Here is a 14,736-nt window from a genome sequence, read left to right as displayed (position 1 = left end):
GCCATGCACAACACACGATACGTAACCGTCTCGCTCGACGGGGCCAAGGTATCCTTCAAGTACCGCGTACCGCTGAGCGATATCGAGCGCCAGCACGCCTTCGATCTCCAGGCCAACGAAGACATCCGGTTGGGCCTGCTCACCGCCTTCGTCCGCGCCAAGGAGGCCGTCAAGAAGGCCACCAAGGAATTTTCGGGGCTGACGATCAAGGGCCGCGGCGGGGTATTCGGGTGGTCGAAGCTCACCCGCTCGATCCTGACCGACGACTTCCGCAATCCAACCACCGACGAGCAATTGAGGATCATCGGTGAGACCTTCGCCAAGATCCACGCGGGCTTCCAGGACCACGTGGTGCTGTCGGACACGCTCGGCCGGGAATCGCAGGCGGAAGGCTACGTCACCTTGCGGGGCGGGGCCCAGCAACTCTTCGATGCCGAGATCATGGAAGCCCTCGAACCGACGATGCGCAAGGATCAGCAGGCCCTCGAGCGCCGGGACTTCGCCAAGGCCAAGGCCTTCCAGCTCGAATGGAATTACGCCAAGGGCCAGAAGATGCATGAGATCCTCAGCCGCTACACGCTCGACACCAAACGCAGCATGCACATCCGCTTCCAGCTTGCCGAAGCGCTCTCGGTGGATGCACTTGCCCGGATCATCGTGCACGAGGCCTCGCATCGCTATGCCAGCACGGGTGACTTCGCCTACAAGCACGCGACCCACCTGTACGAACCGATGAGCCCCGATCACGCGGTGCTCAACGCCGACAGTTACGCCTACGCTGCGATCGAACTGCTGCGCGGCGGCCTGCTGTCGGCCCGCGAGCTGGTCAATGACGAGCCACGGGCGGTACGTGCGAAAAAGCTCAAGACCAAGGCGGTGAAATCCACCGTCTACAAGGACCTCAAGACACGAGCCGTACTCTAGTCCGCGCGGCGCGGCCAATCGATTCGTGCCGCAGCGACACTGCGCCGGCCGGTCGACACCAACCCCAGGAGATTGACCATGAGCAAGAACTGGAAAACCCGGCTGACCGACACCATGACGGTCATCACCGGCCTCAATGCCACCAAGGCACCGGCGGTCCAGGCCTATATCAACTCACTCACCGTGCCTCAGCGAAAGGCGCTCAGCGCGGCGATGGCGCAAGGAGGCTACGCCGCCAATCCGCTCGGCAAGGCGATGGAGACGGTGGAGCGAAGCCACCGCCGTGCGCTCCTGCTGGTCGTCACCGCGCGCGCCAACAGCGGCGTTCCCGCAAACGACCTCGCACGCGGCATTGCGGCATACAACGCCAACCCGGCGGCCTCCGGCCAGGCGCTTCTGAGAGCGGAACTCAGCAATCTGGCCGATAGCGTGATGCAGCTTCAGTCGCGTGGCGTTGGTGTAGATTTGACCTGGGGCGGCTGGGACGGCACCAACCAGCGACCGCTCCTGGCAGGCTGCGCCATCGGCCAGCGCGGAACCAACGGCCCGGGGACCCTGGGCTGTTTCGTTCAGCTGAACGGCGCGATCTACATCCTCTCGAACATGCACGTCTTGCGCAAAACGGGAACGACCGACGCGGCAATCCTGCAACCCCCGCACCTGCTCGGTGGCACGTATTTCGATGAGGTGGCGACCTACTATCAGGGTGAGCCGCTGCTGGATGCCGCGCTGGCAAGGGTAACGACCGGGATCCAGTGTTCGAACGTTACACCGGCAGGCACGGTCATCTCCGGCCACAACCGAAACCTCGTTGCCAACGATCCCGTCCGCAAGCACGGCGTCGCCACAGGCGCACGTAACGGAGTGTGCCTCGGCGCAAATCCGGCACAGATTCCACGCGGAGACCTCGGCCCCCCCGTCGTGATGACCGATCAGGTCCTGATCGAACAGGCCGATGACGACGCATCGGCGTACGGATTCCAGGTTCCCGGGGACTCGGGTTCGATCGTCATCAATGCCGCTGGCGAAGTCGTCGCGCTGATGCATGGACAGGTGCCGGGCAACGTCGCGCAAGGGCAGGCCACGACCATCGGTGCGATTCTCGACCGTTGGCCTGGCATGGCAATCCTCGGGCCGGGGGTCCATGTCGCACCTTGAAACCGACATGCCGCACGCGGAGCCTCGGAAGAAACTGACAGCACCGCGCCTGAATCTCCGATAGCGGGTTCGACGGCGCGCTTCCATGCACTGTTCGAGGGCCGGTGATTTGAATCGATACACGCGCTGAAGCGTCGGTTGATGCCTTGCCAATCGTTGATGCGCACAGGAGCAGAAAATGACCGGAACCGTTTTTGCGAACCAGGCCGCGGCGCGGCTCAGTCTGGAAAAGAACAAGTTCGTCTACGCTCGTTACGCTGTTGGCGACAAGCAGTTCAAGCGTGAGAACGCCCCCCACGACAGCGGCGCATATCTGAATGATTACGCCACCATTGCGGCGTTCCTGTGCAACAAGGCGGACTTCGAACGCGCGCTGGCGGAGGTTTCGGCCAGGCTGTGGGACGAATACCGCAACTATCCGCAGAAATTCCGCAACAAGTTTTCATGCGCGCTGGGCAAGATTGCGACCGGATACGGCTTCCAGTTCCAGAACCGGCTCCAGCTCAACACCGCGCCGATCGGCTTGAAACTGCTCGCCGGCGACCCCCTGCTCGGCCAGCATGTGCGCGCCAGGCTGTTCTGGAAGGACAGCATGGACTCGCGCCACGGGGAGCACAGCCACAGCCTTCAGTGGCTGGCGATCGCTCAAGGGGTCAGGACGACCCAGAGCGTGCCCGAGCTTTACGCAAACTCGGTCAACTACTGGGCACCATCGGCGGACAGTGCGCGTGCCCTCGTGGTACCGCTCTGGAGCTGGCTCGCCGACTCCTTTCCCCCGGACATGAAGAAATTCGCGACCGAACTCGTCTCCGGCGAAACGCTCGAGACCGACTCCTACCGGTCGCCACAGCTGATCATGGACTATCTTCTGGCGGTCAAGGGCAACCGCGCCCTGCTCAACGATCACTTCGTGGCCAACTACCTTTACCACCGCTACAACAACCGCAAATGGTTATCCGAGGACAACGGCGTTGTGCAGAGCATCCAGGAAAAGGACATCAAGGCGCACCGACGCGACGAACAGGACAAGCTCGGCTGGCACAAGAACAAGAGCGGCGTTCGCGCGGAGCGTGCTGCCGACTTCAAACCGGGTCAGCATGCAACGACCCTGGGCGCCCAGAAGTACACGCACACATTCCACGGCAAGGCCGGACAGATGATCTTCTACTACACCGAATGACGCATCGGCAGGGTCTTCAACCGGAGGACCGGACAGGCCGCCGCAAGACGATCCACCAGAAAACGCATTCGAGCCGGGAACGCCCGGGGGCCGGGGCGCCGCGATCGCTGAACGACGCAATCGCCATGTTAGGATCGGACGGCGCATCACCCAACCCTGCCTGAAACCGCGATATTTCCTCCGAGCGGTGCAAATGGATTCGATCCTTCGCAACGACCGCCTCCCGCCCTCCAGAGCCAGACACCATCCATGAATCGCCCTTCCGACTCAGACATGCCGACCGAGATGACCCTCGAGGACGCGCTCGCCTACGCAACACGCCTGCATCGCATAGGCGAGATCGACGCGGCGGAGACGCTCTACAAGCGGGTACTCGAAGCGGTCCCCGAACACCCGGACGCACTCGGCTTCCTCGCCATTGCGCGTCATCAGCGCGGTTTTTCGGAAGAGGCCATCGAGCTTCTCCGGCGCAGTGCCGAACTTCGCCCGAATGCGCCCGGTGTCTGGATCAACCTTGGCAACATCCTGCTGGATCTCGGACGGTTCGAACTCGCCGGCGAGGCTTATGAGCACAGCCTGCAATTCGACGACAGCAACCCCGGCCTGTACAGCAACCTCGGCGTACTGCGGCGGGCCCAGGGACGGCTCGACGAAGCCGAAGCCGCCTACCGGCGTGCACTCGAACTCGACCGGAAAGATATCGATGCGCACAACAACCTCGGCAACCTCCTCGCCGGCACCGGGCGCATCGAGGAGGCAGTGAAGCATTATTGCGAGAGCATCGCCCTGATGCCCACCAATCCTGCCGCGCGAAAGATGCTCGGCTACGCGTACTGCATGCTCGGTCGCATCGATGAGGCTGTGCAGTACTACCGCGCCTGGCTGCGCGAAGAGCCGGACAACGCCACGGCACGCCACCATCTTGCCGCCTGCAGTGGCGAAGACGTACCGGAGCGCGCGACCGACGGTTACGTGGAAAGCGTGTTCGACAGCTTTGCCGAAAGTTTCGATGCCAAGCTGAGCGCGCTGACCTACCGTGCTCCCGAACTCATCGCGGAAGCGGTGGCACGGCGTTTCGGCGACGCGGCGCACGAGCTCGACATCCTCGACGCAGGCTGCGGAACCGGCTTGTGCGGACCGCTGCTGTCACCCCACGCCCGCACCCTGACCGGCATCGACTTGTCGCAGCCGATGCTCGCCAAGGCACAGGGTCGCAGGTCCTATGACCGATTGATCAAGGCCGAGATCACGAGCTTCCTCGAAACAAGCGTGCAAGCAAGCTACGACCTGATCGTCTCGGCCGACACGCTGTGCTATTTCGGTGCGCTCAAGGCCGTTCTCGCAGCGGCGCGGCATTCGCTCCGAAGCCCCGGCAGCCTGATCTTCACCGTCGAGATGACAAGCGAGGATGCGGCCCCCGAAACCGGCTATCGACTCGCCACCAACGGCCGCTACCAGCATTCCAGGCAGTACGTCTGCGCCATGTTGCAGGCCGCGGGCTTTGCGACGACGACAACCGAGGAAGTGGTGCTGCGCACCGAGGGTGGCAAGCCGGTCGCCGGGCTGCTGGTCAGTGCCGACACGGATCCGCCTCCCGGGCATTGAAGAGGTTGCCAGGAAGGGTTTCCACCTCACCCCGTGAGCAATAGGCCGCCGCGCCCCGCCCGCGATGACCGGAGTCGTCTACAGGCCGTATCGGACGTATCCTGCCGACAGCCCCTCAGGCCTGTCTGCCCACATCCTCGAAGAACCGGGCCTGCGCCGCTGCACCATCGATCTTCGCCGCAAGCACCGCATGCAAGGATGCAAGATCCCCGACGTCCCGTGCGGCCTTCTTGACCAGCACACCGGCGATCGGCCCGATATGACGAGCGAGAGCCTTCGTGGCACGCTCCAGATCCGCCGGCGTGATTCCCGCTCCGGTTGTGCCTGAAGCCCCGGTCCGCGAAGCGGCCACACCGCTCGTCCCACCAGGGCTTGCAGCAGTCTCCATCGCCGGCGGCTTCAGGCCGACCCTGGTCAGACCGTCGCGGAAACCCTTGCGCGCCTCGTCACTGTCCAGCTTGTCCTGGATATTCCCGTAAAGCTCGCCGAGGTCGGCGGAACTGGCCGCCGCACGACGCACGATGACGCGTGCGAGCGGACCGATATACGCCGCAAGCTGGCGCTCCACGGTCCTCAGCGTGTCCTCCTGCCACTGGGTCGGCGTCACCGACATGGAAGGCGCACTGGTCGATTGGGCCGCTGCCGCAGGCGCACCAGCCTTCAGCGCAGCCAGGCGCTCGCGTACCGCCTGGGCCGTCATCACGACGGTTTCCTCCGACAGCAATGGGCTGGCGGGCGAAAGAAAAGCACGTTCGTATGCAAGCCGCAAGGCTGCACAAAAGGCTTCGGCGTCGGCGTAACGATCCTCCGGGCGCTTGGCGAGGGCCCGGGCACAGATCTCGTCGAACTCCACCGAAACATCGGCCTTGAGCGAGGACGGTGCCGGCGGCTCGGTATTGCAGACCTGGTAGGCCATGGCCTCGGCGGGCCCTGTGAACGGGCGCGCACCGGTCAGCAATTCGTAGAAGACCACCCCGGCCGAGAACAGGTCGGCGCGGTGGTCAACCTCTCGCCCGAGAAACTGCTCGGGTGCCATCGCATTCGGCGTGCCGATGATGGAACCGACCAGGGTCAGGTTGGCCGCATCGATGCGGGCAATGCCGAAATCGGTGATCTTCAGCCGACCACTTGCGGTGATCAGCAGGTTGGCAGCCTTGATGTCACGATGGATCACCCCCCGCTGGTGAACGTATTCGAGCGCCTCGAGAAGCTGGATCATGATGCTCACGACGTCGGCGATGGGAAACCGCGCGTCATGATGCTTGATGAACTGGCCCAGTCCGCATCCGTCGACATACTCCATCGCGATGTACGCGACATCCTGATCCTCGCCGAAGTCGTAGATCGCCACGATCCCGGGATGATTCAGCCGACCGGCTGCACGAGCTTCGTTGCGGAAGCGGTCGACCATGCTTTCGCCATTGCCACCGTCCAGCAATTCGCGCCGAATGGTCTTCAGCGCGACAATCCGGTCGATCGAAGGATCGTGGGCACGATATACCGTGCCCATTCCCCCCTTGCCAAGAATGTCGACGATCTCGTACTTGCCGAGATGATTCGGGATGCTCATGAATGGTGTCGCAGGCTCAGGATTCGAGCATCTTCAGCGCGTGAACCAGGCTCTTGCGCATGCGGCTGAACGATTCCGACAGGGTCGCGATCTCGTCCCGCCCCTTGACCGCGAACTCTTCGACATTCATCTCGCCGAGACTCACCCGATCGGCAATCCCGGCCAGGCGATTGACCGGCCGCACGACCAGACTGACCAGCAGGACATTCAACAACACGAAAATGAAGCCGACCAGCGCCACCAACAGCATCATGAACACCTTGAATGTCTTTTCGGCGCGCTGGATCGGCACCTCCATGGGAACCGACACCACCTGCGCTCCGACGATCTCCATGTGCTGCCAGCCGAAACCGTTGGCGGTACCGTATCGCGCGATCATCGACGCGGGTGCCGCGTCCGGAACGCTATGGCAACGCAGGCAACCCGGATCCTTGATCTGTATCGGGCGCGCCAGGAACAGCGTGCGCCCGGAAGGGGTGTCGCGCTCACCGACGATTTCGGTCTGACCCGCGGTGTTGCGGAAACTGTTCACGATGTCCGCTTCCCAGTCCGCGGCCCGGTCCCGGGGATTTGTCGGGTTGAGCGTCGCTTCCTTGTACGTATAGTCCGGATACTGCTTTCTCAGCTCATTGAAATGCTCTGTTGCCGCATAGCCGGCGACCGACTGGGGCAGAAACTCGTACTTGAGCTGGTTCTGCAGCAGTGGCGCGATCTGGCTCTGGGTATATCCCCGCGCGGCCAGCGACCCCTGCATCATGATCCGGGCGTTCTGCAGGATCTCGTCCCGCGCATTGTCCTGCAGGACGTTGTGCGAAACATAACCCGCACCGGCCAGCCCAAGCAGGAAGACGACGCTCAGTGCAAGGTTGAATTTGACGATCAGTTTCATGGAAATGCCCTGTATGAAGCATGGTCAAAGATCACGAAAGGTGCTTGCATCCGGCTCGCCCACGGGCGGCACGAGATCGCCTCAATGCTTGCGGTAGCGCTCCGGATACAGTATCCGCGACCATTCGGAATGGAGTTTTAGATTTTCGACAAGGCCGCGACGGAACTCCGGGTCGCGGGCACGTGAGCTGAAGCGCGGCACAAGCCCGGCGCGCCAGGTCCTCGGGCCCTGCAGCCACGGTCCCGCCGACGCGTAGTCCGCATCGCCGAGAATGCGGACGTTCACCGGACGGTTCCTGAAATGGTCCAGCAGATCAGGCAATGGATCCCGGAAGGGTCTCGGCAAGGCCGCAACAAACTCCTGACCCGGACGCTCGCGTACCACAAGAGAATGATCGGCAGGCTGAGTCAGAAAATTGCCGCGACGCAGTGCCTTCGACGTGCCGGCACGCCCCCGGCGATCAAGGACTGCTGCGGTCGCCGCCCCGCTCTCGACGAACAGGGCGTTCGTCTCGGCCCCCACCCGAAGAACGAGGCTTGCATCGCTCGACCGAACCGAAAGTGTCGGCGTATCGATCCGGTACCCTGGGTCCTTCTCCGCAGTTCCTGACTGGGCCTTGAGCCACCCACCCAGTGTCGCGAACTCAACAGTGCCATCCTTAGAGCTGCCAAGCGAACGCAGCATCAGGCGGGTATCGCCTCCCAAAGCCAGCCTCATCCCGTTCCCGAATTCCAGCAGCACATAGGCGTTCGACCCGGTTTCAACGATATCCGAACTCTCGAGCGGCAATCCCGCAACTGCGGCAAGCGCCTGCGCACCCCTGATTACCTGAACCTGCCCTTCGACATAGGTCAGCTTGCCCGTCGTTTGCGCCTGGGCTGACGAAAAAACCACCAACGCAAGCAGCAACAAACTGAAACGGAGCATGGAAGGAAGGCGCAGAGCCATCAGAAAAAGAGTGTCTATTTGTTAATCTCGCGTAGAAGAATACTAGGATGCCGCTCACTTGGGTGCCAAAAACGCCAGACCCTGCGGATTGCGCCACGGTTCATGCGCCGCAGGGCCGCTCTGCGGACCATGCAGGGGGAACGTCCTGCCCTGGGCAGGCGCAGATCCGGTCACCACATTCCGGCAGCGGCGGTTATCACTCCCCCGGCGGACACATGCACTCGCGCCCTCATGGCGCACGCGACACCGCAGTATCGGATTGACGTACCAAGCCCAACCGGCTCGAACCATCAAGCTCCCAGGCTCAGCCGGAATTCCCGTGAGGCCCGCGGACCTGACAGGAATCCTGAAGGTCTGTCATTCCGACTCGACACCCGATGCGCTTACCGACGGGCAGGAACGCACGCTCGTCATGCCACAGCGCATCGCGGATTCGGGAAACAAAAAAGCGCCCGGAAAGGCGCTTGTTTGCTGGACATTCTGGCGGAGAGGGCGTCCGCCATCATGATATAACGAAACTCAAGATGAGACACCCCAACACTCATTTAACACGCTGAAATTACAGACAAATAGCCATCTAACTTGTTTCGCATTGTCTCACGCTGTATCTTCCTAATCCATAATCGAGTGGTAACTCGGATGGTGACGCAGTGGTGACTCGGAGGCAATATGGCACTGACAACGAAGCAGGTCGACAAACTGATCCGGGATGCTCGACCAGGGGCGACAGCAGATGGCGACGGGCTGTACCTCAAAGTTGGGCCGACGGGCGCGACGTCCTGGCAGTTCCGTTTCCAGATCGACGGGAAGCGTCGGATGATGGGCTTGGGGGCGTGTTCCGTGCTGACGCTCGCAGAGGCCCGAGAAAAGGCTGCAGAGGCGCGCAAGCTGGCGAAGCAAGGCAAAGATCCACTGGAGGTTCGCAAGGCGGCGGAGGTTGCAGAGAAGGCCGCGGCGACGACGTTCAAGGATGCTGCGCTCGAATACATCGAAGCGCACCGTGGGAGCTGGCGCAACGCCAAGCACGGCCAGCAGTGGGAGAACACGCTCGCGCAATACGTGTATCCGAAGCTAGGTGACAAGTCTGTGGGCGAAATCTCCACAGACGATGTACTCGGGGCGCTCAAGCCAATATGGACGGCCAAACCGGAGACCGCGAACCGCGTGCGCAACAGGATCGAACTTGTGCTCGACGCGGCGCGTGCGAAAGGACTGGCAACCGGCATCAACCCTGCGGCGTGGCGCGGACACCTCGACAAGTTGCTCCCCAAACGAAGCAAGGCCAGCCGTGAACACCATGCTGCGATGGATTACCGAGACGTGCCATCTTTCTACAAGCGGCTAACCACTGAGCGTCATTCACTGTCATCAGTGGCGCTGCAAGTCACGATCCTGACGGCCTGCCGCACGTCGGAGGTACTGCTCGCCACATGGGATGAGTTCGATCTTGCAAACCGGCTGTGGACGATCCCCGGCGAGCGCATGAAAGCCGGTAATCCGCATCGTGTTCCCCTGTCCGAGGCGGCATTAGCGCTGCTCAACACCATCATCGGCAAGGGCGAAGGTTATGTATTCCCCGGCGCGAAGGCTGGCAAGCCACTATCGAACATGGCGATGACAATGGTTCTCCGGAAACTTGGCCTTGGTGATCTGACTGTTCACGGCTTTCGCTCAACGTTCCGCGATTGGGCGGCCGAGGAAACTCACTACCCGAACATCGTTGCCGAGCAAGCCCTCGCGCACACCGTCGGCAATGCGGTGGAAGCGGCATACCGGCGCGGGGATCTATTGGAAAAACGTCGGGCTCTGATGGCCGATTGGGCTAGCTATTGCGTCACGAAGCCAGCCGAAAATGTCATCCCGATTGGGAGCATGGCGGCTGCATGACAGGGGCGATAGATGGCGGGATATGCGGCATGCTGCTGACCCGATAAGGGCTTGTCCCCCATAAACGGACGCCATGAATCGGCCTCAAAGCGAACATGAGGACGTAAAGATGGGAAACGGGATCTCAAAACGAGCCTATAGAGTGGAATATCGAGAAGAAGTGGTGCGGCAAGCAATTGAACTCGGTCGCGCAACAGCGCTCTTGCAGAGATTGTTACCGGGTCGTAATCAATGTCAGTGGAATTGGCAACAGGCCAGTGTGCTATAAGTCCGCCTGCACCGATATGAGACGACGAATTTTCTGAGGAACGCGAGTATGAGATTGTTTGTTTCGGACAGCTACAACTGCTTGGTGGATCACATGTGCAGAGTGTTTAGCGATTGGGGCCAAGACATACAGAAGGCCGAGCGTGCAACGAGACTGCGGCCAGCATCGCTGAGCATCATCAACGAGTGCGCCACCGACTGCGGCGAAAATATTGGCGGATCTTCGACAGCTACGGCGGCTCCGGAGGTAGCCGCATCGGATGACGACGGCGACGGTGATGGCGACCCCGACCCGGACCGGCGACGCACCGGACGCCCAACCAACACCCGCAACACCCTGCCTTCTACGGTCGAGCACTTCGACCGCCTGCCTGATTCCGCATGCATTGACATTGCCGCGTTGAAAGCGATTACCGGAAAGAGCCGCGCAACGCTCTACCGCTGGATCGACAAGGGCATCCTACCCAAACCTCGAAAACTGGGGCTGACCTCAAACAACGTATGGGCTGCTGGCGACATTCGCCGCGCTCTATCCGCGTGAGGTTCAGTCATGGCGACCAATCAATATCGGCATCAAGCCGAGGCTGAAACCTGCATAAAAGAAACGGGGCTGGCCCCCAAGCAAGGCCGCACCCGAAGCACTTCAACTGAACCCAATTCTACACGTGAAGGATTGCGTGAAACTGAGCGCGAAGAAGCTGGTCTAGTCTTTCCGCTGTCGTGGCCTGAACGCGGGCGCGACCTAAACTCTGATAGCGTTCGCGGCAACTACAGGGGCGCGGCCGGTCCGGCCAACCACAACCGCAGCAAGATCGACGGGGGGCTGACGAGGCCGCCGACGCAGGCTGGGGGGCATGCTGCAGATGGGGAGCGTGTAATGACGACCTCCGACGCCCCCCTCACCCGCCGCGGCGACGTGACACTTCTCGCAGACGCTCCGTCGAAAGCCAGCAAAAGCTGCAAAAGCTGCAACGTTTCGAACGACGACTTCTTGGCCGCAATCTTCGACACGCTGCCTGAAGGGGCGCGCCCCGGCATCGTGAGTTTCCCCGGCAATCCAGCACCCGACGGGGGGCCGAAGTCTCGGTGGTTTGCTCGACCTGCGCCAGCGAATACACCGCACACGGCGAACAACTACTTCGGCGTTTCGAGCTACTTCAACGACGATGCGAGTCAGTTCCGACGCACGAAAAAAACGTTCGCCGCGCTGCACGCAGTCATGCTCGACGATCTGGGCACTAAGGTCGACATGGATCGTTTGCCGGTGTCACTTCGGCTGTCGTGGCTGCTCGAAACATCGCCGGGCAACTACCAAGGCGGTTTCATCCTGGCCGAGCCTGTCACCGATTCAGCTCGGGCGGAAGGGCTTATGACGGCAATTATCGACGCAGGTCTGTGCGACCCGGGCGCGAACGGCCCCACGGCTCGCCTCGCACGTCTGCCGGTCGCCATCAATGGCAAGCGTTCGCCGGTGTTCGAGTGCAAGCTAACTGAGTGGGCACCTGATCGACGCTACACGGTGCAGGCGCTTGTTGACGGCTTGGGGTTGGCACTTCCCGCAGCAGGGCGACCAAAGAAAACGTCTGCGAAGTCCGCAATGATGTCATCGCGCGATGACGCGCCCGACGATGGTGTATTCATCCCTGCGCCCGACCAGAACCCCGTTATTGCGGCACTAAAGGACATGAAGCTGTACAAGTCTCCGCTCGGTAGCGGCAAGCACGAAATCACCTGTCCGTGGTGCAATGAGCACACCCATGGTATCGACGGCGGCACCGCGTACTTCGAGCCTGCCGACGGATTTCCGCTCGGCGGTTTCAAGTGTATGCACAGCCACGGTGATCGACTGCGCATCCGTGATCTGCTCGGGTTGCTAAGCGTCCAAGCAGCAGAGGCGCGCATGAAGCCCACAGTGCGCATCCAGGCCGGGCAAATACATCGGATTGTGGATCGTGCCGAACGACTACTTGCGGATTCGGGGCGCTACTACCAGTCTGCGGGTTTGGTGGCGACGGTGCAGACTGACCCGGCCAGCGACGAAACTGCCATCGTCCCTGTGACTCAACCAGCGCTTGTGCGGGCACTGTCGCGGGTAGCGGATTGGGTAAAGTTCGACGGACGTGAAAAGGCATGGGTGGTGGCTGACCCCCCTGCACGTCATGCGGGCGTGCTGTTCGACTCGAGCGACTATCCGCACCTGCCCGTACTGCGTGGCATTGCCCGCCAACCACACCTGAGAAATGACGGCTCGGTGGTGACGGCAGCAGGCTACGACACGCTGACTGGGCGCTTCGGTGTGTTCAATGCGCGCGACTACCACATCCCCGACAAGCCCACTAACGCCGATGCTCAAGCCGCACTGGCGCGGCTTGATGGGCTGCTCGATGAAGTCGCCTTCGACACTGACAACGATCGCGCGGCGGCTCTATCCGCGATGTTGACGGCGGCATGTAGGCCAAGCCTTCCAACGGCACCGGGTTTTCATGTGGCGGCACACACGATCGGCTCAGGAAAATCGTTCCTGTCGAGGCTCATCAGCGCCTTGGCGACACCACAGAATGTCCCTGGCGTCGCCTTTCCTAGCAACGGAGACGAAATGCGCAAAACGCTCATCGCGCTGCTTATCAAGTCGCCCGCCGTCGTCAACTTCGACGACCTGAACGGCGATATCGTCCCGAGCGAAGCTTTGAAAACGTGCATGACGGAGGAATTTATTGGCGGTCGCCTCCTGGGTGTGAGCAAGGACGTGTCGTGCAGCACAAGGACTCTGTTCCTGTTCTCAGGAAACAACGTGGGACCGGTGCGGGACATGGCACGGCGTGTGCTGACTATCCATCTAGATGCACGGTGTGAAAACCCCGTTGCACGCGTGTTCAAGCGCCCCCATCTCGAAGCAGAAGTCCGACGTGACCGCGCACTATATGTATCGGCGGCGCTGGTCATAATTAGGGCATGGATCGCAGCAGGTGCACCGCATACAGAGGTGAAACCGGTTGCCAGCTATGGGCGGTGGGCGGATTGTTGCAGGCAGCCTTTGCTGTGGCTTGGCCGGCCTGATCCGGCTGAGAGGCTGTTCGAACAACTTGCACATGACCCCGACGCGGAACTGCTCGGTCGAATGTTGACTGAGTGGCACGCAGCGCACGGCTCGACGCCGATGCTGGTTCGCGACGTTGTACGTAGAGCATACGGCTTCGACGCCAACGGCACTGACTTCGCAGAAGTGCTCAAGGATATTGCAGAGGAGCGCGGCGAGATCAACCGTGGGCGACTCGGTTGGTGGATCAAGCATCATCAGGGCAGAATCATCAACGGGCTGAAGTTCAACAGCGTGAGCTCGGCCCGGGGCGCTACCCAATGGCGCGTGGTGCAGGCTTCGCATGTTTTGCAGGTTCCCGTCGGCGCGACAGAGAAAAGTGTCACCGGGCACGACATCGCACGAGAGGTAAGGAAGCTATGAACGTCTCGGACCTGCTCGACCTAGATGTCATTGCCAGTCTCGATGACGACGGCGGATTGCTTCTCGACGCCCCGAAAGGGGCACTCACACCCGAGCTGATCGAGCGTATCCGCCACTCAAAAGCGCTCCTCATCGCAGAAATTGTCGGAGGACGTGATGTTGACGAACTTGGTCAACCGCACCGCGCAACTGCGCCCCCATCAGGGGACGGGGGCGACACTCCGACCGACACCGCACCATCTACCCGGCCAACCGACTGGCTGCCGACTCCTACGGGCAAAGAACCGCTGGATCGCACACCCGTCGAACATGCCGACGCGCCGGCCGCCGAATCGAACATGATCACAGCGGAACTGCTAGCCGAAGTACGCAAAGGTACGCACAGAAATCGGCATTTCGAGTTGTACGCGCACGCGCTAAAGCGGGGCTGCTCGACCTGCCGACATCGAAAGACGCCGGGTTTGTCGTGGCCGGGCCATTGCGCTGGTGGGCGGGATGATCTGGCGCCCGCTTATGGCGCCAGTCACCCGCTACGACGACTGCCTGACGATCAGGGCATCGGCTGCGCGAGCCACCTGTCGCACGAGGACTGGCACCATGCGGGAGGTCGTAGCTCGTGAATAGCGGCGCCCCCTTTGCTGTTAAGGGGGCGGGCGAATCGAGGTAATTTCCGCAGCTTCATCGCCGCAATCGATTCCAGAAAATCTCCGAGGGCGGGATGTGCTGATTCGGCAGCGGCGACAATCGCATTGCGCGGGCGTTCTACAACGGCTGACGCCGTGGCGAGTGCTGGCATCCACTGTCGTATCCGTCGAACCGATCGGAGACACCGGAGCCGGCTTATCGAA

At 61.6% G+C, this 14,736-nt stretch carries 11 protein-coding genes; 8 read left to right on the top strand and 3 right to left on the bottom strand.

What is annotated here, in order from left to right:
* Positions 1-3: 3 nt before the first annotated feature.
* The 4 genes from GQB03_RS10125 (at position 4) to GQB03_RS10110 (ending at position 4,867) form a co-directional block, all read left to right on the top strand.
* Positions 4-924 (top strand): M35 family metallo-endopeptidase, encoded by a 921-nt coding sequence (locus GQB03_RS10125; RefSeq protein ID WP_159688321.1) that lies wholly within the window; start codon positions 4-6, stop codon positions 922-924.
* Positions 925-1,002: 78 nt separating this feature from the next.
* Positions 1,003-2,082 carry a hypothetical protein gene (locus GQB03_RS10120; RefSeq protein WP_159688318.1) on the top strand — a complete coding sequence of 360 codons (1,080 nt, stop codon included), beginning with the start codon at positions 1,003-1,005 and terminating at the stop codon, positions 2,080-2,082.
* 178 nt (positions 2,083-2,260) lie between these two features.
* A complete protein-coding gene (locus GQB03_RS10115) occupies positions 2,261-3,262 on the top strand; it encodes a LirA/MavJ family T4SS effector (protein WP_159688316.1) in 1,002 nt (333 codons plus the stop codon).
* 249 nt (positions 3,263-3,511) lie between these two features.
* Entirely contained in the window at positions 3,512-4,867 is a 1,356-nt protein-coding gene (locus GQB03_RS10110; protein WP_159688313.1) for a tetratricopeptide repeat protein, read from the top strand.
* Positions 4,868-4,982: 115 nt separating this feature from the next.
* Here GQB03_RS10110 and GQB03_RS10105 read toward each other — a convergent pair whose 3' ends face one another.
* The 3 genes from GQB03_RS10105 to GQB03_RS10095 form a co-directional block, all read right to left on the bottom strand.
* Positions 4,983-6,437, bottom strand: coding sequence for a serine/threonine-protein kinase (locus GQB03_RS10105; RefSeq protein ID WP_159688310.1), 1,455 nt, complete (start codon positions 6,435-6,437; stop codon positions 4,983-4,985).
* Positions 6,438-6,453: 16 nt separating this feature from the next.
* Positions 6,454-7,326, bottom strand: a complete 873-nt coding sequence (locus GQB03_RS10100; protein WP_159688308.1) for a c-type heme family protein — start codon at positions 7,324-7,326, stop codon at positions 6,454-6,456.
* 81 nt (positions 7,327-7,407) lie between these two features.
* Complete coding sequence (locus tag GQB03_RS10095; protein ID WP_159688305.1) at positions 7,408-8,253, bottom strand: FecR domain-containing protein; 846 nt, start codon at positions 8,251-8,253, stop codon at positions 7,408-7,410.
* Between the two features lie 690 nt (positions 8,254-8,943).
* Here GQB03_RS10095 and GQB03_RS10090 point away from each other — a divergent pair.
* The 4 genes from GQB03_RS10090 to GQB03_RS10075 all read left to right on the top strand — a co-directional run bounded on the left by GQB03_RS10090 (position 8,944) and on the right by GQB03_RS10075 (position 14,508).
* Positions 8,944-10,161: a tyrosine-type recombinase/integrase gene (locus GQB03_RS10090; protein WP_159688303.1), complete on the top strand. Its 1,218-nt coding sequence runs from the start codon at positions 8,944-8,946 to the stop codon at positions 10,159-10,161.
* Between the two features lie 316 nt (positions 10,162-10,477).
* Positions 10,478-10,969 (top strand): helix-turn-helix transcriptional regulator, encoded by a 492-nt coding sequence (locus GQB03_RS10085; RefSeq protein WP_159688299.1) that lies wholly within the window; start codon positions 10,478-10,480, stop codon positions 10,967-10,969.
* 9 nt (positions 10,970-10,978) lie between these two features.
* A complete protein-coding gene (locus GQB03_RS22960; protein ID WP_200832172.1) occupies positions 10,979-13,888 on the top strand; it encodes a hypothetical protein in 2,910 nt (969 codons plus the stop codon).
* A complete protein-coding gene (locus GQB03_RS10075) occupies positions 13,885-14,508 on the top strand; it encodes a hypothetical protein (RefSeq protein ID WP_159688295.1) in 624 nt (207 codons plus the stop codon). The genes GQB03_RS22960 and GQB03_RS10075 overlap by 4 nt, the downstream gene beginning before the upstream one ends.
* The last annotated feature ends 228 nt before the right edge of the window (positions 14,509-14,736 follow it).

This window comes from Cognatazoarcus halotolerans (assembly GCF_009800965.1).
GTDB lineage: Bacteria > Pseudomonadota > Gammaproteobacteria > Burkholderiales > Rhodocyclaceae > Cognatazoarcus > Cognatazoarcus halotolerans.
Note: the sequence above shows the minus strand (reverse complement) of the source record. Positions and strands in the feature narration are given on the sequence as shown.